16 protein-coding genes are annotated in these 21,788 nt (G+C 69.6%); 13 read left to right on the forward strand and 3 right to left on the reverse strand.

From position 1 onward, the window contains the following. Positions 1 to 83 precede the first annotated feature (83 nt). A complete protein-coding gene (locus VF557_11770) occupies positions 84 to 1,898 on the forward strand; it encodes an aminotransferase class V-fold PLP-dependent enzyme (protein ID HEX8080882.1) in 1,815 nt (604 codons plus the stop codon). A gap of 72 nt (positions 1,899 to 1,970) precedes the next feature. Here the strand turns inward: VF557_11770 and VF557_11775 are convergent, their stop codons facing one another. Further along, a complete protein-coding gene (locus VF557_11775) occupies positions 1,971 to 2,159 on the reverse strand; it encodes a hypothetical protein (protein ID HEX8080883.1) in 189 nt (62 codons plus the stop codon). 93 nt (positions 2,160 to 2,252) lie between these two features. Next, positions 2,253 to 4,469 carry a DEAD/DEAH box helicase gene (locus VF557_11780; protein ID HEX8080884.1) on the reverse strand — a complete coding sequence of 739 codons (2,217 nt, stop codon included), beginning with the start codon at positions 4,467 to 4,469 and terminating at the stop codon, positions 2,253 to 2,255. A 36-nt stretch (positions 4,470 to 4,505) separates the two neighbouring features. Between VF557_11780 and VF557_11785 the strand changes: the two genes are divergently transcribed. The 3 genes from VF557_11785 (at position 4,506) to VF557_11795 (ending at position 7,335) form a co-directional block, all read left to right on the forward strand. Continuing rightward, positions 4,506 to 6,347: a S9 family peptidase gene (locus tag VF557_11785; GenBank protein HEX8080885.1), complete on the forward strand. Its 1,842-nt coding sequence runs from the start codon at positions 4,506 to 4,508 to the stop codon at positions 6,345 to 6,347. Positions 6,348 to 6,526: 179 nt separating this feature from the next. Continuing rightward, positions 6,527 to 6,907 carry a hypothetical protein gene (locus VF557_11790; protein HEX8080886.1) on the forward strand — a complete coding sequence of 127 codons (381 nt, stop codon included), beginning with the start codon at positions 6,527 to 6,529 and terminating at the stop codon, positions 6,905 to 6,907. 47 nt (positions 6,908 to 6,954) lie between these two features. Beyond that, on the forward strand, positions 6,955 to 7,335 hold the full coding sequence (locus tag VF557_11795) for a hypothetical protein (protein ID HEX8080887.1): 381 nt from the start codon (positions 6,955 to 6,957) through the stop codon (positions 7,333 to 7,335). A 153-nt stretch (positions 7,336 to 7,488) separates the two neighbouring features. Here the strand turns inward: VF557_11795 and VF557_11800 are convergent, their stop codons facing one another. Further along, a complete protein-coding gene (locus VF557_11800; protein ID HEX8080888.1) occupies positions 7,489 to 8,133 on the reverse strand; it encodes a LysE family translocator in 645 nt (214 codons plus the stop codon). A gap of 99 nt (positions 8,134 to 8,232) precedes the next feature. On the opposite strand from VF557_11800, the gene VF557_11805 reads away from it, so the two are divergent. The 9 genes from VF557_11805 to VF557_11845 all read left to right on the forward strand — a co-directional run bounded on the left by VF557_11805 (position 8,233) and on the right by VF557_11845 (position 21,772). After that, entirely contained in the window at positions 8,233 to 11,781 is a 3,549-nt protein-coding gene (locus tag VF557_11805) for an error-prone DNA polymerase (GenBank protein ID HEX8080889.1), read from the forward strand. A gap of 118 nt (positions 11,782 to 11,899) precedes the next feature. Continuing rightward, positions 11,900 to 13,573 carry an ATPase, T2SS/T4P/T4SS family gene (locus VF557_11810; protein HEX8080890.1) on the forward strand — a complete coding sequence of 558 codons (1,674 nt, stop codon included), beginning with the start codon at positions 11,900 to 11,902 and terminating at the stop codon, positions 13,571 to 13,573. 34 nt (positions 13,574 to 13,607) lie between these two features. After that, the gene (locus VF557_11815) at positions 13,608 to 14,717 is read left to right on the forward strand and encodes a type IV pilus twitching motility protein PilT (GenBank protein ID HEX8080891.1); all 1,110 of its coding nucleotides are present in this window, start codon (positions 13,608 to 13,610) and stop codon (positions 14,715 to 14,717) included. A 4-nt stretch (positions 14,718 to 14,721) separates the two neighbouring features. Beyond that, the gene (locus VF557_11820; protein ID HEX8080892.1) at positions 14,722 to 15,951 is read left to right on the forward strand and encodes a type II secretion system F family protein; all 1,230 of its coding nucleotides are present in this window, start codon (positions 14,722 to 14,724) and stop codon (positions 15,949 to 15,951) included. Between the two features lie 228 nt (positions 15,952 to 16,179). Next, positions 16,180 to 16,617, forward strand: coding sequence for a prepilin-type N-terminal cleavage/methylation domain-containing protein (locus tag VF557_11825; protein HEX8080893.1), 438 nt, complete (start codon positions 16,180 to 16,182; stop codon positions 16,615 to 16,617). 100 nt (positions 16,618 to 16,717) lie between these two features. Then, positions 16,718 to 17,206, forward strand: coding sequence for a hypothetical protein (locus tag VF557_11830; protein HEX8080894.1), 489 nt, complete (start codon positions 16,718 to 16,720; stop codon positions 17,204 to 17,206). Continuing rightward, positions 17,200 to 18,039 (forward strand): prepilin-type N-terminal cleavage/methylation domain-containing protein, encoded by an 840-nt coding sequence (locus VF557_11835; GenBank protein ID HEX8080895.1) that lies wholly within the window; start codon positions 17,200 to 17,202, stop codon positions 18,037 to 18,039. The genes VF557_11830 and VF557_11835 overlap by 7 nt, the downstream gene beginning before the upstream one ends. 17 nt (positions 18,040 to 18,056) lie before the next feature. After that, positions 18,057 to 20,921: a hypothetical protein gene (locus VF557_11840; protein HEX8080896.1), complete on the forward strand. Its 2,865-nt coding sequence runs from the start codon at positions 18,057 to 18,059 to the stop codon at positions 20,919 to 20,921. A 62-nt stretch (positions 20,922 to 20,983) separates the two neighbouring features. Next, positions 20,984 to 21,772: a prepilin peptidase gene (locus VF557_11845; protein HEX8080897.1), complete on the forward strand. Its 789-nt coding sequence runs from the start codon at positions 20,984 to 20,986 to the stop codon at positions 21,770 to 21,772. Positions 21,773 to 21,788 lie beyond the last annotated feature (16 nt).

Genomic DNA, 21,788 nt, shown 5'->3' on the forward strand with positions numbered 1-21,788 from the left:
GGTTGAGTACCAGCCCTTGGGACACCGCCGGTTGGCATGGATAAACGCATGCCCGGCGGCACGCCGGGCTTACCCTGACGGGCATGAGCATCGTCACCGCCGACACTCCGGCCCCGAGCAACGGCAACGCCCCGCCGGAAACCGCGCTGCTGCGCCGGGTCCGGGACTCGGTGATCGGCGATGACCAGGTGATGCCCGGCCCGTACGGGCCCCGGCGGGTGACCTACGCCGACTACACCGCCTCCGGACGGGCCCTGGGCTTTCTCGAGGACTTCATCCGCGACGAGGTGCTGCCCCGCTACGCCAACACCCACACCGAGTCCAGCGGCACCGGCCTGCAGACCACCCGGCTGCGCGAGGACGCCCGCCGCATCATCCGGGACGCGGTGGGCGGCGACGACGACACGGTGGTGATCTTCGCCGGTTCGGGCTGCACCGCCGCGATCGACAAGCTGATCGGCATTCTGGGGCTGCGGATCCCGGCCGGCCTGGAGGACCGCTACCAGCTCAGCCACGCGATCCCGGCGGCCGAGCGCCCGGTGGTGTTCATCGGCCCGTTCGAGCATCACTCCAACGAGCTGCCGTGGCGGGAGTCGATCGCCGATGTGGTGATGATCGAGCAGGACGCCGACGGCCACCTCGACGCCGACGCGCTGGAACGCCAGCTGCTGCACTACGCCGACCGGACGGTGAAGATCGGCTCCTTCTCCGCGGCCAGCAACGTCACCGGCATCGTCACCGACACCGCCCGGATCGCGGCGTTGCTGCACGCGCACGGCGCGCTGTCGTTCTGGGACTTCGCCGCCGCGGCGCCCTACGTCGGCATCTCGATGAACGCCGGTTCCGACAGCGATCCGCTGGCCTACTTCGACGCCGTCTTCCTCAGCCCGCACAAGTTCATCGGCGGCCCCAGCACCCCCGGCGTGCTGATCGCCCGCCGGGAGTTGTTCACCAACCGGGTGCCGGTGGTGCCCGGCGGCGGCACGGTGGCCTACGTCAACCCGGACGAGCACCGTTACCTCAGCGATCCGACGCATCGCGAGGAGGGTGGCACGCCGGCCATCGTCGAGTCGATCCGGGCCGGGCTGGTGTTCCAGCTGCAGCAGGCCGTCGGCCTGCCGGTGATCCGGGCGCACGAGGAGCACTACCTGCGGCGCGCGGTGCAGGCCTGGATGCGGGAACCGGCCATCGAGATCCTGGGCAACCTCGATTCCGAGCGGCTGTCCATCGTGTCGTTCGTGGTGCGCAGCGGCGAGTCGGGCACCCGGCCCTACCTGCACCACAACTTCGTGGTGGCGCTGCTCAACGACCTGTTCGGCATCCAGGCCCGCGGCGGCTGCTCGTGCGCCGGACCTTACGGCCACCGGCTGCTGGGCATCGACATCGAGCGCTCGCACGCCTTCGAGCGCGAGATCACCGGTGGCTGCGAGGGGATCAAGCCCGGCTGGGTCCGGGTCAACTTCAATTACTTCATCTCCGAGCCGGTCTTCGACTACATCGTCGAAGCGGTCCAGCAGGTGGCCCGGAACGGCTGGCGGCTGCTCGGTGACTACCAGTTCGACCCGGTGACGGGACTGTGGCGCCATCGCCGTGGCCCGGCCGAACCGCCGATGCGGCTCAGCCAGGTCAGCTATGACGAGCAGGGCGAGATGAGCTATCCGCGTCAGCAGGAGCGTGCTCCGGAGAGCGAGCTGCGCCGCTACCTGGCCGAGGCCGACACGTTGTTCGCCGCCGCCGCCGCCGAAGCGGCTGAGGCCACTGCCGCTGAGGCGCTCGGCGGGCCGACTGCCCCACCCGCAGCCCGGTTCGTCTCGACGGACTTCGAGGGCCTGCGGTGGTTCGAGCTGCCAGCCGGCTGCCTCGTCCCCGCTCCGGTCACCACCTCGGTCCAGGACTGAGGCCGGACTAGGTCCAGGACTGAGGCCGGCCTCAGTCGGACTGAAGTCGGCAGGGCCGGCTGCCGGGAAGCGCTACAGCGGCCCGCCGCCCAGGCCCTGGCTGCTGACGGCGATGCCGAACCGGAGCGCGCTGGCCTGCTCATCGGACAGCCCGGGCTTGTCGTAGCTGATGTCACGCTCTGACTTGCGGCTCCACCAGTAGAGCGCCCCGAACACCGCCAGAATGATCACCGCTGCGATGATCAGAAGAGTCGTCGACATGGCGCGCTCCTTATCCCTCGTAGGGCAAGGATAGGGCCTGAGCACCCGTGGTGTCCGCTTCTTTTATACCGATTGGATACTCCGGGGCCGGCTTCAGCCGGTCAGGCCCAATGTGAACGGGTATACCTCCCCCGCGCCGGCTGCCCGTAGCAGCCTGGCCACCACGGTCAGGGTCCAGCCGGTGTCACAGAAGTCATCGACCAGCAGCACCGGCGCCCCCCGGTGCTCACCGGCCAGTTGCTCGCCCAGGCGGGCCGGCAACCGGTAGCTGTCCCAGCAGCCCTTGAGCCGCTGGGCGCTGTTGGACCGCCCGGTCTCTGACCGCCCGAGGTGCTCGACCGGGCCGAGGTCAGTCAGCCGGCCGATCCGGCTCAACTGGGCGGCGAGGTCGGCGACCAGCAGCGGCCGGCGCAGCGAGCCGACGTGCAGCACTGCCACCGGACGGGACTGCCAGCCCCAGTCAGCCAGCACGCTGACGCTGGCCGTGATCAGCTCCGGGGGAACCGGGCCGTCCGGGCCGGCCTCGGACAGCGCTGCCCGGACCCGGCTGCCGTAGCCGAGGTCGGTGAACCGGGCGATGGCCCGTCCGGGCTCGGCCGACTCGGCGGCGGCGATCTTGCCCCGGACCGGCACCCCCAGCGATTCCATCGCCGACGGCCACTGCCGGCGCGGCTCCAGCACCACGCCGGGGCGTTTCAGGCTGGCCTCGGCCTCGGCGACCGCGGCGGCCGGGGCGGCGGCGCTCAGCGACAGCCCGCCGCAGTTGTCACACCGTCCGCAGTCCTCGGCGGCGGGGTCGTCGAGCTGGGTCCGCAGGTAACGCATCCGGCACGAGGTCAGGCGCAGGTACTCGCGCATCGCCTGCTGCTCTGCACGGCGCACCTCGTTGAGCCTGGTGTAGCGCTCGGCGTCGTACTGCCACGGCTGCCCGGTCGCGACCCAGCCGCCCTTGACCCGCCGCACCGCGCCGTCGACGTCCAGCACCTTCAGCATCGTCTCCAGCCGGGCCCGGGACAGCTCGATCCGGGGCTCCAGCGCGGCGGTGCTCATCGGGGCCGGGCTGCTGCCGAGCACCTCCAGCGCCTGGCGGACCTGGCCCGGGCCCGGAAAGCCGACCGAGGCGAAGTAGTCCCAGACCGCCTGGTCCTCGGGGCCGGGCAGCAGGATCACCGGCGCGCGGTCCAGCCGCCGGCCGGCCCGTCCGACCTGCTGGTAGTAGGCGATCACCGAGGCCGGCGCGCCGAAGTGGATCACGAAGCCGAGGTCCGGCTTGTCGAAGCCCATGCCCAGCGCGGAGGTGGCCACCAGCGCCTTCACCCGGTTGTTGATCAGGTCGTCCTCGGCAGCCAGCCGTTCGGTCTGCTCGGTCTGGCCCGAGTAGGCCGCCACCGGATGACCGCGCTCGCGCAGGTAGCCGGCGACCTCGTGCGTCGCGGCCACCGTGAGGGTGTAGATGATGCCGGAGCCGGCGAGCGTGCCGAGCTGGTCGGCGAGCCAGGCCAGCCGGTGCGCGCTCGAGGCCAGCGACAGCACGCCGAGCTGCAAGGACTCGCGGTCCAGGCTGCCGCGCAGCACCAGCACCTCATCGCTTCGCTGACCCGGCGCCTCACCGGCCGGGCTGCCCAGCCCGAGCACCTCTGTCACGTCCGCCACCACCCGGCTGTTGGCCGTCGCCGTGGTGGCCAGCACCGGTATGCCGTCCGGCAGCTGCGGCAGCAGGGTGCGCAACCGGCGGAAGTCCGGCCGGAAGTCGTGGCCCCAGTCGCTGATGCAGTGCGCCTCGTCCACCACCAGCAGGCCGCAGGTGGCCGCCAGCCGGGGCAGCACCTGGTCGCGGAACTCGGGGTTGTTCAGCCGCTCCGGGGACAGCAGCAGCACGTCGAGCTCGCCCCGGTGCACCGCCGCGTAGCTGGCCGCCCAGTCCTCCAGGTTGGTCGAGTTGATCGTCGCGGCCCGGATGCCGGCCTGTTCGGCGGCGGCGATCTGGTTGCGCATCAGGGCCAGCAGCGGCGAGATGATCACGGTCGGGCCGGCGCCGCGAGCGCGCAGCAGGGCGGTCGCGACGAAGTAGACGGCCGACTTTCCCCACCCGGTGCGCTGGACGACCAGGGCTCGACGCCGGTCCACCATCAGGGCCTCGATCGCCGTCCACTGATCCTCTCGCAGCTCGGCGGCCGGGCCGGCCAGCGCCCGCAGGGTCGCCTCGGCCTGCTCGCGCAGCTGTGCCCGGTCCTCGCTGGGGCGCGGCAGGTCCTCGCTGGGGCGCGGCGGGTCCTCGCTGTGGCCCGCCACCGGAGCCGAGAAGGTCATGGCTGATGTCTAGCAGTCGGATGCGACGATGCTGGCATGAGGCAAACCCCGAACCGGCTCAGCGAACTTCTCGAGCTGCGTCGCAGCACCCTGCTCGACATCGACTCCGAGCAGCGGCTGCTGGTGGGCAATGACGACAGCGGCTCGACCCAGCTCTACGAGCTGTCCGGCGACGGCGGCTGGACCCAGCTCACCGACCTGGGCGAGCCATGCAGTGGGCGCTACCTGCCGGGTGAGCGGGCGGTGGTGGTGTCGGCCGACACCGGCGGCACCGAACGCACCCAGCTGTCGCTGCTGCGCCTGGATCAACCGGGTCAGGCGGATCAACCGGGTCAGGCGGATCAACCGGGTCAGGCCGATCGGCCGGCCGGCCTGCAGCCGCTGGTCCATGACCCGGACTTCATCCACAACCTGCTCGACGTCCAGCCCGGCCGGTTGGTCTATGCCACCAACCGCCGCAACAGCGTGGACTTCGACGTCGTCGTGCACACGCTGGAGACCGGTCACGAGCAGGTGCTGTGGAACAGCGGCGGCTGGTTCACCGACGCCCGGCTGTCACCGGACGGCCGCTGGCTGGCGCTGTCCCGGCTGACCACGGTGGCTGCCTCCTCCGAGCTGTTGCTGGTCGAGACCGGCACCGGGCAGGCTGAGCCGATCACCGACGCGGGAGTGCCCGGCAACTGGTCCAACCTGCGGTGGCTGCCGGACTCGACCGGGTTGCTGGCCTCCTCCGACGCCGGCGCGGAGTTCGTCTCGCTGCGCCACTTCGAGCTGGCCGGCCGGCGCTGGTCGACCGTGGCGCAGGCGCCCGAGTGCGACGTGTTCGGCTGGGCCGCGCCCGACGGCCGGCAGGTCGCGGTGGTGAGCACCCGCGACGGCGCCGACGAGCTCGCGATCACCGACTGGGACGTCACCGGGCTCGGCGCCGGTCGGCCGGTCCGCTTTCCGCATCCCGGGGTGCTGACCTTCTGGGCGGACCCGGTCTGGGCGCCGGACTCCAGCGCGCTCGGCATGACGTTCGGCTCGCCGGTGCAGCCGCCGGAGGTCTACACCTGGCGGGCCGGTGACACCGCCGAGCGGCGGAGCACCAGCAATCCGGCAGCCGCCACCGAGGGCCTGGCGCAGCCCCGCTCGGCGCGGGTGCCGACGCCGGACGGCGAGCAGATCCCGGTGCTGGTGCTGACCCCGCCCGAACCGGACGGCTCGGCGGTGCTGATCATCCACGGCGGCCCGGAGGCCGCGTCGGTGCGCAGCTGGAACCCGGTCGCGGCCGCCCTGACGCTGGCCGGGCACACCGTGGTGCTGCCCAATGTCCGGGGCTCCACCGGTTACGGCCGGCGGTGGCTGTCACTCGATGACGTGGACAAGCGCCTGGACTCGGTGGCTGACCTGGTGGCGGTGCGCGACTGGCTGCCGACGGTGGGAGTCGACCCCGGCCGGGTGGCGCTGTACGGCGGTTCCTACGGCGGATACATGGTGCTGGCCGGCCTGGCGTTCCATCCCGGGCTGTGGGCCGCCGGCGTCGACATCGTCGGCATCTCGTCGCTGGTCACCTTCTTGCAGAACACCTCAGCCTACCGGCGGGCTTACCGGGAAAGGGAATACGGCCGGTTGGCCGAGGACCTGGCGGTGCTCGAGGCCGCCTCGCCGCTGCCGATCATCGACCGGGTGCGGGCGCCGCTGCTGGTGATCCACGGCGCCAACGACCCGCGGGTGCCGCTGTCCGAGGCCGAGCAGGTGGTGGCCGCGGTGCGCGCCAACGGCGTCGAATGCCAGCTGCTGGTCTATTCGGACGAGGGTCACGGCCTGGCCAAGCGCGCCAACCAGCTCGACGCCTACCCGCAGGTGCTGGACTTCCTGGCCCGCCAGCTGAGCTGAACACCCTTCTGAACACGAAGTAAGTCCTGAATACGGAATTGGTGACAGCTATTTCGTGTCAGGTGAAGGCTTTTCCCTCCGGATGGCGCTGGACAGCTATAACGTGCGCCGCACGATGACCGCGCCGAACTGCCGTAAGCGCCGTTCCGCAGTCACCTTTAGAAGAAAGGGGACTCTACGTGCGGAAACTCTTTTCTCGGCGGTTCCTGGCCAGCACCGTCACGATCCCAGTGGTAGCCGGGGGCCTGGTGTTCGTGACCCCGGGCGTCGCCGAGGCGGTGACCTGCGGCCAGAGTTGGTCCAACAAGGACCCGGGCGGGGGAGCGGGAATCACCATCCCCAGTGAAGGGCAGTACACCTTTCCGCTGCACACCGGGATGTACGGCGACTGCCGGGTGACCTGGAATGTCAGCACCGGCATCAGGCTGCGCTATGACTGCTACCGGCGAAACTCCTACGGCAACACCTGGACCCACCTGAAACTCGCCAGCAACCCAGAGGTCCGCGGTTGGGCATGGGACAACTACCTGAACGACGGCGGCTCGGTCTATCCCTGCTGACACCACAGCGCCATTCCCGATCGGCAACGTTGACTGAAAGGTTTGACATGAGCATTCGAAAGCTGTTCTCCCGGCGGTTCCTGGCCAGCGCGGTGACGGTTCCGCTGGTGGCCGGGAGCCTGGTGTTCGTGACCCCCGGCGTCGCCGAGGCGGTGACCTGCGGCCAGAGCTGGTCCAACAAGGACCCGGGCTGGGGAACGGGCACCCACTCCGCCGAGAGCCCCTACACCGTTCCGTTGCACAGCGGCATGTACGGCGACTGCCGGGTGACTTCCAGGGTCAGCACCGGCATCAAGCTCTGGTACCACTGCTACCGGCGCAACTCCTACGGCAACACCTGGACGCACGTGCGTATCGACGGCACGGACTGGAAGGGCTGGGTGTGGGACGAGTACCTCAACGACGGCGGGTCGTACTACCCCTGCTGAGCCGGCATCGGTTGTGCCGGCATCGGCTGAGCCGGCATCGGTTGTGCTGGCATCGGTTATGCCCTCCTGTTGATCGACGCGTAGCGGTTTCGAACGCCCTGACGACCGGAACCGCTACGCGTCGGCCCAGGCGGTCGCCTCCCGACGCTCACCTCAGCCGCTCACCGGGCGGGCCTGGTCGGTGGCGATCTTGACCGCCAGCACGCCGAGCACGGTGCCCATCAGGTAGCGCTGCGCGCGCAGCCAGCCGGGTCGGTGGGCGAAGAACGAGGCGAGGGTGCCGGCGGCCAGCAGGATGAGCAGGTTGCCGGTCAGTGCCACCGCGATCTGCACGCCGCCGAGCACGAAGCCCTGCAGCAGCACGTGCCCGGCCTCCGGGTGCACGAACTGCGGGATCAGCGACAGGTACAGCACCGCGATCTTGGGGTTGAGCAGGTTGGTCATCATGCCCATGGTGAACAGCCGCCGGTCCGAGTCCGGCGCCATCGCGGTCGGCGCGAAGACGGCGGTGCCGCCCGGCCGCAGCACGTTGAAGGCCAACCACCCCAGGTAGCAGGCGCCGGCGATCCGCAGCGCGAGGTAGAGCTCGGGCACGGCCACGAAAATCGCGGACAGCCCCAGGTTGGTGGCGGTCAGGTACACCAGAAAGCCGACCGCCACCCCGCCGAGCGAGATCACCCCGGCCCGCCGGCCCTGGGTGATGCTGCGCGAGACCAGGTACATCATGTTCGGCCCGGGCGTCAGCACCAGGGCCAGCGCCACCAGGAACACGCCGAGCAGCGCCGATTCGGTGACCACCGGGCCGATGCTATGCAGGCCCGCGCCGCCTGCCAATCTCCCCCCGGGAAAGTCGCTGCGTCGGCTCAAATTCGAACATATGTTCAGTACACTTCGTCTATGGGGTTCGACAATCCGGTAGTGCCGTGGCGTGAGCTGGAACGGCGGCTGTCCGGACGTTCGAAGCCCACCGCGGGCCAGGACGCCGAACCGGAGGCCAGCCAGGACAGCGAACCACTGGCCTTCAAGCGCCGGGGCCACACCAGCGACCACGGCCCTGATGGTGGCGACGCGCCGCTGTGGAGCCGCAAGCGGCTGGCCTACGAGGCGCCGCAGATCCCGCTGGCCCCCTCCAGCCCGGTGCCCTACGCCGAGCTGCACGCCCACTCCTCCTTCTCCTTTCTCGACGGCGCGTGCGACCCCGAGCAGCTGGTCGAAGAAGCGGTCGCCCTCGGCCTGCAGGCTCTGGCGCTGACCGACCACGACGGGATGTACGGCGTCGCCCGATTCGCTGAAGCGGCCGATGCCCTGGGATTGCCGACGGTGTTCGGCGCCGAGCTCAACACCGGGATCGAGCTGCCCAGCACCCGCGCCGAGCGATCGATCGCCGCCCGGTCCGGCGTGCCCGACCCGCCCGGCACCCACCTGCTGGTGCTGGCCCGCAACCCGGCCGGCTACGCCAGCCTGTGCCGGGGGATCAGCCAGGCCAACCTGCGCGGCGGCGCCAAGGGCCGCCCGGTCTACGACTTGGATGAGCTAGCCGAACTGTCCAATGACAACTGGCTGATCCTCACCGGCTGCCGCAAGGGCAGCGTCCGGCAGGCCCTGGAAAGCAGCGACGGGGGCGGCGGCTTCGCCCTCGACCCGGCCAGGCACGCGCTGGACGAGCTGATCGGCCGGTTCGGCCGGGACAACGTCGCCGTCGAGCTCACCCATGCCCTGGAGCCGCTGGCCGACGAGCGCTACGCGGCGCTGGCCGAACTGGCCGGTGAGCAGCGGCTGCAGCTGGTCGCCAGCACCGCCGCGCACTACGCCGCTCCGCGCAACCGGCCGCTGGCCACCGCGATGGCCGCGGTCCGGGCCCGGACCAGCCTGGACGCCCTGGACGGCTGGCTGCCGGGCTGGGCCGGCCAGCACCTGAGGTCCGGAGCCGAGGTCGCGGCCCGGCTGCGGCACTACCCGCAAGCCGTGGCGGCAGCGGCCCGGCTCGGCGCCGAGCTGGCCTTTCCGCTGCGGCTGGTGGCGCCGAAGCTGCCCCCGTTCCCGGTGCCCGACGGCGTGGCCGATGAGATGAGCTACCTGCGGCAGCTGACCTACGCCGGGGCCCGCATCCGGTACGGCCCGCCCGGCCCGGCCACTGACCGGGCCTACCGCCAGCTCGAGCACGAGCTGACGGTCATCGACGAGCTCGGCTTCCCCGGGTACTTCCTGGTGGTCTGGGAGCTGACCCAGTTCTGCGCCGAGCGCCAGATCCTCTGCCAGGGACGGGGCTCGGCCGCCAACTCCGCGGTCTGCTTCGCGCTCGGCATCACCGCCGTGGACTCGGTCGGGCACAACCTGCTGTTCGAGCGGTTCCTGGCGCCCGAGCGCGACGGCCCGCCCGACATCGACATCGACATCGAGTCCGACCGGCGCGAAGAGGTCATCCAGCACGTCTATGAACGGCACGGCCGCCAGCACGCCGCCCAGGTCGCCAACGTCATCACCTACCGGCCGCGCTCAGCGGTCCGCGACATCGCGCGGGCGCTGGGCTACGCCCAGGGCCAGCAGGACGCCTGGAGCAAGCAGGTCGGCCACGGCTACGCCCGCGCGGCGCCCGGCGAGCAGCCCCGCGCGGCGCCCGGCGAGCAGCCCGGCGCGGCGCCCGGCGAGCAGCCCCGCGCGACGCCCGGCGAGCAGCCCGGCGCGGCGCCCGGCGAGCAGCCCGACGCGGTGCCCGAGCAGGTGCTGGCCCTGGCCGCGCAGCTGCAGAACGCCCCGCGGCACCTCGGCATCCACTCCGGCGGCATGGTGATCTGCGACCGTCCGGTGATCGAGGTCTGCCCGGTCGAGTGGGGCCGGATGCCCGGCCGGACCGTGCTGCAGTGGGACAAGGACGACTGCGCCGCCACCGGCCTGGTGAAGTTCGACCTGCTCGGGCTGGGCATGCTGTCGGCGCTGAAGTACTGCTTCGAGTTCGTCGAGGACTACCACGGCCACCGGTACGGCCTGCACGAGATCCCGCCCGAGGACCCCAAGGTCTATGACATGTTGTGCGCCGCCGACACCGTCGGGGTGTTCCAGATCGAGTCCCGGGCCCAGATGGCGACGCTGCCCCGGCTCAAGCCCCGCACCTTCTACGACCTGGTCGTCGAGATCGCGCTGATCCGGCCGGGCCCGATCCAGGGCGGCGCGGTGCATCCCTACCTGCGCCGCCGCAACGGCCAGGAGCCGGTCAGCTATCCGCACCCGAGCCTGCGGCCGGCGCTGGAGCGCACCTACGGGATCCCGCTGTTCCAGGAACAGCTGATGCGGGTGGCGATCGACGCGGCCGGCTGCAGCCCGACCGAAGCCGATCAGGTCCGCCGGGCGATGGGCTCCAAGCGCAGCGAGGAGAAGATGGCGCGGCTGCGCGACCGGCTCTATGACGGCATGCGGGCCAACGGCATCACCGACGAGGTCGCCGACGACATCTACACCAAGATCAAGTCCTTCGCCGCCTACGGCTTCGCCGAGAGCCACTCGATCAGCTTCGCCTTTCTGGTCTACGCCTCGTCCTGGTTGAAGCTGTACTACCCGGCGGCGTTCTGCGCGGCGCTGCTCAACGCCCAGCCGATGGGCTTCTACTCACCCCAGTCGCTGGTGCAGGACGCCAAGCGGCACGGGGTGGCCGTCCGCGGCCCGGACATCAACGCCTCACTGGCGCCGGCCTGCCTGCAGGACGCCGAGGCGGGTGAGTCCAGCTACTCCGGTCCCGGCCCCGGCCAGCCGGCGGTGCGGCTGGGACTGTCCAGCGTCCGGACGATCGGCGACGAGCTGGCCCAGCGGATCGTGACCGAGCGCGAGCACTCCGACTACGCCAGCATCACCGAACTGGCCCGCAGGGTGGGCCTGAACACCGCCCAGCTCGAGGCGCTGGCCACCGCCGGGGCCTTCGAGTCGCTGGGCGCCAGCCGCCGCGAGGCGCTCTGGGTGGCCGGCGCGGCCGCTGACCACCGGCCCGGCCAACTCGAGCTGACCTCACCCAGCGAGCAGCGCATCCCGGCGCTGCCGCCGATGACCGAGCCGGAGCAGCTGATGGCAGACCTGTGGGCCACCGGCATCACCCGCGACTGCTACCCCACCGCACTGATCAGGGAGCGGTTGGACTCTCTCGGCGTGATCGACTCGAACCGGCTGCGCGGGCTGGATGACCGGACCAGGGTCGTCATCGGCGGCATCGTCACCCACCGGCAGCAGCCGGCGACCGCTCGCGGCATCATCTTCCTCAACCTGGAGGATGAGTTCGGAATGATCAACGTGATCTGTGATCCGGTGGTCTGGCAACGCCATCACCGGGTCGCGGTGGAGTCCGGCGGCCTGCTGATCCGCGGCATGCTGGAGCGGGTCGACGGCGTGCTCAACGTGGTGGCGGAGCGGATCGAACGGCTTCCGCTCGGCCTGCGCACCACCTCGCGCGATTTCCGCTGAGCGCCTCAGATCTGCCGGGAACCCCCCGATAGGGACTTCAGGTGGTCCTACCGCACCCGTCGATAAATCCCCCGGTCCTCGGGTGAGGTAGGTCCCACCACCTGTTCCAGGAGGAGCCATGGACCCCGCACTGCGAACCATCGTCACCGCACTTCGCGGGCGCGGCATGGATGACGGTGTGCTCGATCGTGCCATCGAGACGGCCAAGGTCAGCGGCCGGCCGCTGCGCGCGGTGCTGGTCGACGACCAGATCGTCACCGACCTCCAACTCGCCCTGGCCACCGCCGACGCCTACGGCGTCGAGGCCGTGGAGCTGTCCGCCTTTCCGGTGGACCCGCTGGCCATGGCCAGGGTCCCGCTGACCCTGGCCCGCCGGCACAACATGTTCCCGATCGCGGTCAACGACACCACGATCACGGTGGCGGTCGGCGATCCCGGTGACGTGCTGGCCCTCGACGACATCCGGGCCGCCACCGGCCTGATGGTCCGGCCGATGGTGGTCACCAAGGAAGACCTGAACCGGCTGCTGGACCGCTACACCCGCGAGAGCACCGATCTGGACGAGGCAGCCGCCCAGGCCGAGGCCGAGGACGGCTCGGCGAACTCCGACGGCCTGAACTCCGTGAACGAGGACGCTCCGGTCGTCCGCTACGTCAACTCGTTGCTCGAGCGCGCCATCAGCTCCCGGGCCTCGGACATCCATCTCGAGCCGAGCGAGTTCGACCTCAAGATCAGGTTGCGCATCGACGGCGTGCTGCACGAGGTCGACGCCGTTCCGCGCGGCATCCAGGCCGCGCTGATCTCGCGCCTGAAGATCCTGTCAGGCCTGGACATCACCGAGCGCCGGGTGCCGCAGAACGGCCGGATCACCAGGGACCTGGGCGGGCGCAGCGTGGACCTGCGCGCGGCCACCCTGCCCACGGTGTGGGGCGAGAAGGTCGTGCTGCGGGTGCTGGACACCGGCGGCATCGACCTGGAGCTGCGCAAGCTCGGGTTCACCGACTACAACTACCAGCGGTTCTCCAACAGCTTCCGCAAGCCGCACGGCATGGTGCTGGTCACCGGCCCGACCGGCTCGGGCAAGTCCACCACCCTGTACGCCACGCTGGGCGAGATCGCCCGTCCCGAAGTCAACGTGATCACCGTCGAGGACCCGGTCGAGTACCGGATGGACGGCATCAACCAGGTGCAGGTGAACCCGAAGGCCGGCCTGACCTTCGCGGCCGTGCTGCCGGCGATCCTGCGGTCAGACCCCGACGTGGTGCTGATCGGTGAGATCCGGGACCGGGCCACCGCGCAGCTGGCCGTCGAGGCGGCCCTCACCGGCCACCTGGTGCTCTCGACCCTGCACACCAACGACGCCCCCAGCGCCCTGCCGCGGCTGGTCGAGATGGGGATCGAGCCCTTCCTGGTCGGCTCGTCGCTGGACTGCGTGCTGGCCCAGCGGCTGTGCCGCCGGCTGTGCGAGTGGTGCAAGCAGAGTTACACCCCGGCCCACAAGGAGCTGGCGGCGGTGCACTGGAACTATGAGGAGTTCGGCGAGCCGGGCAACCTGTGGCAGGCCGTCGGCTGCCGGTCCTGCTCCCAGACCGGCTATCGCGGCCGGCTGGCGCTCAACGAGGTGATGCCGGTCTCCGAGCAGATCGAGCGGATGGCCGTCGAGCACGCCTCAGCCAGCGAGATCAAGAAGATCGCCACCGCCGAAGGCATGGTGACCCTGCGCGATGACGGCCTGCGCAAGGCCCTCGATGGCCTCACCACCCTGGAAGAAATGCTGCGGGTGACCGTATGACCGCCACTGACCTCACCACTACCAAGGGATCTTCATGAATCCGCTGATCGCGCTCGAGGCGCCCTTCGCCATGCACGAGGCGAAGAACGAGCTCGACGAACTACTCACCATGCTCGTGGAGCTGGGCGGCTCGGACCTGCACATCACCGCTGGCATCGCGCCGTGCATGCGCATCAACGGAACCCTGGAACCGCTGGCCGGGCGCAACAAGCTCGCCCCGGTGGACACCGAGACGCTGATCCGCTCGGTCATCAGCTCGAGCCTGTGGGACCGCTTCGACAGCACCCAGGAGCTCGACACCGCCTACGCGATACCCGGCGTGAGCCGGTTCCGGGTCAACGTCTACCGCCAGCGCGGCGCGGTGGGCGCGGCGTTCCGAGCCATTCCGCACAAGATCCGCAGCCTCGACGAGCTCGGCCTGCCCCGCTCGGTGGAAAGCTTCGCCCACCTGACCCGGGGCCTGGTGCTGGTCACCGGCCCGACCGGCTCAGGAAAGTCCACCACCCTGGCCGCGCTGCTCGATGTCGCCAACCAGACCCGGTCCTCGCACATCGTCACCATCGAGGACCCGATCGAGTACCTGCACTCGCACGCGCGCAGCGTGGTCAACCAGCGCGAGGTCGGCTCGGACACCGCCGACTTCGCGGTGGCCCTCAAGCACGTGCTGCGCCAGGACCCCGACATCATCCTGGTCGGCGAGCTGCGCGACCTGGAGACCACCTCGGTGGCCGTCACCGCCGCCGAGACCGGCCACCTGGTGCTGGCCACCCTGCACACCCAGTCCGCGGCCCAGACCGTGGACCGGCTGATCGACATCTACCCGCCGCACCAGCAGACCCAGATCCGGGCCCAGCTGGCCAACTGCCTGCAGGGTGTCGTGACCCAGGCGCTGGCGCCGCGCAAGGACGGCATGGGGCGCGCGATCATCTGCGAGATCATGGTCGCCACCGCCGCGATCCGGAACCTGATCCGGGAGGGCAAGGTCCACCAGATCCCGTCCTTCCTGCAGTCCTCGGCCGACGCCGGGATGCTCAGCTTCGACCAGCACCTGGCGCAGCGCTTCAGCGAGCAGCTGGTGAGCAAGGGGACCGCCCTGGAGCTCGCCCACGATCCGAACGAGTTCAAGCGATTGGCGAGGTTGTAAAGCCATGGCGACCAAGACATTCGCGTACGAGGCGCTCGACCGGAGCGGCTCGCTGCTGAAGGGCAAGCTCGAGGCGGGGTCGGCACAGGCCGCGGCGAACTCCCTCGCTGACCAGAAACTGCTGCCGCTGTCGGTGGAGCTCACCGGCCAGGGCCTGCAGAAGGAACTCAAGATCCCCGGGCTGGGTGGCCGGACCAGCCTGAAGGACCTGGCGATCCTGTCCCGGCAGTTCGCCTCGATGACCTCTTCGGGCCTGACGCTGCTGCGCTCGCTGGCCATCCTGGAAGACCAGTGCACCAAGCCCAAGCTGCGGCTGGCCCTCAGCCAGATCCGCAGCGACGTCCAGGGCGGCGCCACGCTGTCCAAGGCGATGGCGCTGCATCCGGACCACTTTCCGCTGCTGATGATCAACATGGTCAAGGCCGGTGAGACCGGCGGCTTCCTGGACGAGGCGCTGACCCGGATCGCCAAGATGTACGAGGACGACTCGAATCTGCGCGCCAAGATCAAGGCCGCCATGACCTACCCGGTCATCGTGCTGCTGTTCTCGCTGCTGCTGGGCACCGGGGTCATCGTCTTCATCGTTCCGGTGTTCGAGAAGATGTTCGCCCAGCTCGGCGGCAAGCTGCCGCTGCCGACCAAGATCATGGTGGTGCTGTCGCACAACGCCTACTGGGTGATACCGGTGACCGTCGTCGGCTTGCTGGTCGCGCTGAAGTCCTACCGCCGGGCGATGCAGAAGAACTACGCCTTCCGGCTGAAGGTCGACCGGCTCAAGCTGCGGCTGCCGGTGTTCGGGAAGCTGTTCACCAAGCTGGCCATCAGCCGCTGGGCCCGCAACCTGGGGACTCTGCTCGCGGTGGGCGTGCCGATCATCCAGGCTCTCGAAGTGGTCGGCGGCACTGCCGGCAACGCGGTGGTCTCCGAGGCGATGGACGATGTCCGGGCCGCGGTCCGGGTCGGGCAGCAGATGTCGGGGCCGCTGGCCAAGCACCCGCTGTTTCCCAACATGGTGGTGCAGATGATGGAGGTCGGTGAGGAGACCGGCCAGATCACCGAGATGCTGGACAAGGTCGCCGACTTCTACGACCACGAGGTCGAGACGGCCACCGAGTCGCTGACCTCGGCGATGGAACCGCTGCTGGTGGTGCTGCTCGGCGCGGTGATCGGCACGATGGTGATCTGCCTCTACCTGCCGATGTTCTCCATCTACCAGCACATCCAGGCCGGCTGAGCCCAGCACCGAACGACCGTCCGGTCCGCCGCGGGGCGGGTCCCCAGGTCGGACTCGACCGCGCGACACGGTTGCTAACTGAAAGTTACCAAACCGATACCGTGTGTGACTGATTCGCTGAGCTGAACGCTAAGCCCGCGCCAGATCATGCCGATTTAACTTTCGAAGAAACTCAGCAGGCCTAGGCCCCTCTGCCGACGCCCACTCCGAACGAGCCAGGAGGCTCTTATGCTCAACAAGCTGCACCAGCTCCGTGAGGAGCGCACCAAGGGTGACAAGGGCTTCACCCTGATCGAACTGCTGGTAGTGGTCGTGATCATCGGCATCCTGATCGCCATCGCGATCCCGATGTACCTGAACTACCAGAAGGGCGCCAAGAACAAGTCGGCCGCCTCCGACACCCGCAACGCCATCGCCGTCGTCGAGCAGTGCTACGCCGACGGTGGAAACACCTACCCGGCCGCCGCGGTCACCGTGACCAACACCGGCAACATCACCTGTGGCTCCGGCGCAGGCGCCGCCACCGGCACCATCAACGTCTCGACGGGCAACTCCCTGGTCCTGACGCCGGCCGCCGGCTCCTACACGATCGCCACCACGGCAGGCAGCCCGGGCGACAAGATCTACACCTACAGCAGCAGCACCGGTCAGACCACCGTCACCTGATCCTTCGCTGTCGGCAGCTGGGCGGGTGGTCACGACCGCCCGCCCAGCTCGCATTTCCTCACCACCCCCCCAGTCCGGCCGATACCGAGAAGGTGCAGGCATGAACCCACCGATGACCCTCCGGTCCTTCGCTGGGCATGTCGGCGTCTTGTCCCGGATCCTGCGCGAGGACAAGCAGGCCAGCACCCGCCAGAGCGATCCGCCGCCGGCCGACGCCGACGATGACGGGTTCACCCTGGCAGAGGTGGTCGTCTCGCTCGCGCTCTTCACCGTGGTGTCCTTCGCGGTCATGATGGCGATGGTCACCCTGGTGAAGCTGACCGGCGTCACCCAGCACCGGGTCGCCGCCTCGAACCTCGCCCGGCAGGAGGTCGAGAAGCTGCGCGGTCAGAACAGCACCGCCAGCCAGCTGAACGCCACCGCCACGACCGTCACCCTCAAGGGCACCAGCTTCACCATCACCCCGATCATGACGCCGGCCGCGACCGCGACCTGCGCGCCCGGCGCCGCCCGCAACGTCACCGTCAAGGTCAGCTGGAATGACAGCTCGACCCGCACGGTCCGCTACGACACGGTGCTCTCATGCTGAGCGGGCTCAGACGGGCGGTGCGCTCGCGGCTCGGGGCCGATCAACCGCGGCTCGGGGCCGATGACCGGGGCGTCACCCTCGCCGAGCTGATGGTCAGCATGATCCTGACCACCATCCTGGGCACCATGGCGGTGCTGTTCTTCGTCGGCTCCAGCAGCGCCGGTTACAAGAGCGTGCTGACCAATCAGAACTCCGGCGACGCCCGGCTGACCCTGGACAGCTGGACCTCGATGCTGCGGGTGGCCGGCTGGCTGGACCCGAGCATCAAGGCCGACCGGTTCGAAGAGGTCACCAGCACCAAGATCGTCTTCTACGCCAACCTCGGCAACCGCGCGACCAACGTCAGCGGCTCCTTCACCGCACCGGCCGCGACCACCAAGATCGCGCTGATGCTGCGGGTCAGCAACACCAGCACCGGGGTCGGCCAGCTCATCGAGGTGGTCTTCGAGCCCGACAACACCACCGTGCGCTCGGTCCGCCAGCTCGGCTTCAACGCCAAGGCCACCGCCGGCCTACCGGTCTTCCAGCCGTACTCGCGGATCGGCAGCGCGCTCGACCTCACCCAGCTGGGCTGCCTGAACGGCACCACTCCCACCCCCGGACTGTGCCTGCAGAGCGGGCAACCCGGCTCCGGAATGCCCGACCCCAGTATCGGCGCCGGCTCGCTGGCCGTCAGCTCGGGAAACCTGCGCGGCAACCCGGCGCACAACGTCGACACGGCGCTCAACCAGATCGGCAGCGTCGCCATCGCCTTCACCGCCCTGGACCCCTCCAACACCAGCAGCATGGCCTTCACCTCGCTGGCCTCGGTGAGCTCAGGGTTCCCGTCATGAGATCGGGGTCCAGCGTCATGAGAACCGCATCGAGCCGGCCGTCAGGCCCGTGGGCCGCCACGCGAGGCAACCTGCTGGCCAGGCTGCGACGCGAGGACGGCGGCCAGAGCCTGGTGCTGGTCATGATGATCAGCATCCTGGCGATGCTGATGCTCACCACGGCCACCACAGCGCTGACCGGCCAGATCAAGCCGGCCCAGGCCAGCGTCGACTCCGGCGAGGCGACCGCCGCCGCCCAGGCCGGGATCGAGAGTTTCCTCAGCTGGGTCAACACCAACTGCCCGCCGACCGACGGTTTCGAGTGCCCCGCGCTGGCCACCGGCATCACCAACAAGAGCGGCATCACCGACCCGTTGAACGAGCAGGGGGTGGTGATCACCGGCGGCGACGGCGTCGCCAGCGTCGAGTCCTACTGGTGGACGGTCACCTTCGCCACCTCCGGCCTGGCCCGGGTCAAGTCGGTCGGCCAGGTGCCCACCGGCAAGCCCAACCCCAAGTACCTCATCAAGACCCTGGTCGCCGACATCGACGCGATGCCCAGCTTCAACAACTTCCAGTACTACACCAAGTACGAGACCTACGCCGCGGAGTTCGTCAACAGCTTCTACCGGCCGCGCTCGGTGCAGGTGACCTCGGCGGCGAACCTCAACGGCACCTCGATCAGCAGCAAGGGCAAGCCCGGCATCCTGCAATGGGTCGGCACCTGCACCTACGTCGATGCCAGCACCACCCCGCTGTGCGACCCCAACCACAGCACCAACGTCTGCGATGACCTGTACTACCCCAACGGCGCAGGGCCCGGCCGTGGCACCGACACGGGGTGGAACAACGCCAGCCGGCGGCCCTCGACCGCCGTCCAGACCGCGATGGGAACCGACTCGAGCTTCGCCTACTTCACCGAGGGCGGCACCTACACCCCCGCCACCGGCACGGCGGCCGCGGTGACCCACAACGACACCTGCGATTCCTCGATGGAACCGAACATGGTGATGAACGGGCCGGTCTACAGCCAGGACGCCTACCTCGTCGACCGCGGCAAGGACACCGGAAACTCCAAGAACAGCAAGCCGAACTTCGACGCCGCGGCCTACTCGGTGTGGACCGGCGCGATCAACGGCAGCCAGCAACCGCTGGGCCCCAACGGCGGTTACATCCGCGCCTACCCGGGAACCAACGGCGAGGCCACCATCAACAGCAACTACCCGACCTACGGCTCGGGCAGCCCGGTGTTCCCGATCTACCAGTCCACCGCCCTGGAACTGCCCGAGAACGCCAGCGAGGCGCTGCCGCTGGCCCAGTGCGTCTACACCGGGCCCACCCAGATCACGGTCCAGGGCAACACCGCCCGGATCACCAGTCCGATGACGCCGGCCGGCACCTCGGCCTGCTACCAGAGCACCGGCACCTTCACCAACGTCAACACCATCGACAGCGAGGGCCAGAGCACCACCGACCCCTCGGGCGGGGTGATCAACGCCGTGGTCCCGATCTCGCGGACCCTGATCTACGTCAAGAACCCCGGCTCGTCGGTCAAGCCCAACCAGGCGACCGCGGCCAGCCCGATCTTCAACACCACCACCGGGCTGAGCCTGCCGGCGACCACCACCGCCAACGGCCTGGCGGGCACCTGGACTGACAACGCCTCCTACGACGCCACCGCGGCCTGCCCGGCGGTCAACCCCGCCAAGCGCCGCAACTTCGACTGCGAGACCGGTCAGGGCAACCCCAAGAACGACGTCCTGGCCGCCATCAAGACGGCGACCGACACCGTGCTGGCCACGGCGAGCCCCACCCCGGCCGCCTTCACCAGCGCGGTCACCTCTCAGCTGAGCACCCCGTCGCAGAAGGTCGGCACCACCGCCGGCTCGGTCTGGTACACCGTCACCGTCACCGCCGCAACGCCGACCACGACCACCACGACGCCCGAGACGGCCACCGGCACCTTCCTGCAGACGGCGGTGGGCAAGGGCTACACCACCACCACCAGCGACTGGACGGTCAAGGTGAACCGGGTGGTGTGCGCCTCGCTGTCAAAGAAGGACGACTGCGTCAACACCACCACGCCGATCGTGCAGGGCGTGCTCAGCAAGACCGCCAGCACCGCGGCGGGCTCGCCGCTGAACACCACCCGGAACTTCCCGTGGCATGGCAAGCAGCCCGGTGACAGCGGCTACGACGCCAGCAAGACCTACACCGACCCGGACAACGACGTCACCCCCCACTACCACGGCTACGGCGACGTCTACGTCCAGGGCCAGGTCAGCGGCAACCTCTCGGTCGTCGCCGAGCACGACATCGTCATCACCAATGACCTGACCTACAGCAACTCCTCGGTCACCAACACCAGCGACGGCATGGCCATGATCGCCAACCACAACGTGCGGATCTACCGGCCGATGACCTGCGCCACCGACGGCACCGCCGGCGCCACCACCGCCGGCTACTGCCCCAACGACCTCAGCGGGGTCTACACCGACAACCTGAGCTGGCCGCTCGTCAACAACTACCCGTCCCACATGTACGTGCCCAACAACGCCCCGTCGATGACCAACGGCGGCAACGGATTGATCTACTCCACCGTGTTCACGCTGCGCGGCTCGTTCATCGCCGACAACTTCTTCCGCGGCGCCATCGGTCACGGCATCACTATCTACGGCGGGCTCTACCAGTACCACCGGGGCGCGACCAGCATGCCGTACCAGGGCCGGCCCTACCAGGGCTCGAACACCAAGATGCCCGGCATCTCGGTCACCTACAACTTCGACAACATGCGTGCCGGCGGGGCGGTGAACGGCGGCCTGCGGGTGCCCTACATCCCGCCGCCGGACGGGCGACTGACCAGCAACACCTGGAATGTCATCAGCGTCTCGACGGGATCCTGAGATGCTGATGCCCACACCCGCTGCCGCGGCGCCCCCCACCCACCGACGGGAAGGTCTGCACCATGGAGCTTCTGCTCGTCGTGGTGGCGGTGCTCGGCCTGGCGATCGGATCGTTCCTCAACGTCGTGATCTACCGGGTGCCCGCCGGCCACTCGGTGGTCGCGCCGGCCTCGCACTGCCCGCGCTGCGACACCCCGATCCGCAACCGGCACAATGTGCCGGTCCTGGGCTGGCTGCTGCTGCGCGGCCGCTGCGCCGACTGCGCGGCGCCGATCAGCGCCCGGTACCCGCTGATCGAGCTGGCCACCGGTGCGGCCTTCGTCCTGGTGGCCTGGCGGCTGTACTCGATCGACAGGCTCGCGGGACTGCCCGCCTGGCTGTACTTCACGGCGATGGCGATAGCGCTGGCGGCGATAGACATCGAATGTCACCGGCTGCCCAACGCGATCGTGCTGCCGTCCTATCCGGTGCTGGCGCTGTTGCTGGCGGCTCCGCTGCTGTGGCAGCACGACTACTGGGCGCTGCTGCGGACGGCGATCGGCTGCGCCGCGCTGTTCGGCAGTTACTTGGCGCTGGCACTGGCCTATCCGAAGGGGATGGGCTTCGGCGACGTGAAGCTGGCCGGCCTGGTCGGCGCGATGCTCGGCTGGCTGAGCTGGGCGGCCCTGCTGGTCGGGGCGTTCGCGGCGTTCCTGCTCGGCGGGGTGGCCGGCATCGCGGTGATCGCGAGCAGGCGTGGTACCGGCAAGACGCCGCTGCCGTTCGGCCCGTTCATGCTTGCCGGCGCGGCGCTGGCGCTGTACCTGGCCCAGCCGATCCTCGACAGCTACCTCCGGGTCACCGGGCTCTGAGCCCGGCCCCGCTCCT

It is taken from the genome of Jatrophihabitans sp., from assembly GCA_036389035.1.
In the GTDB taxonomy this organism is placed as follows: domain Bacteria; phylum Actinomycetota; class Actinomycetes; order Mycobacteriales; family Jatrophihabitantaceae; genus Jatrophihabitans_A.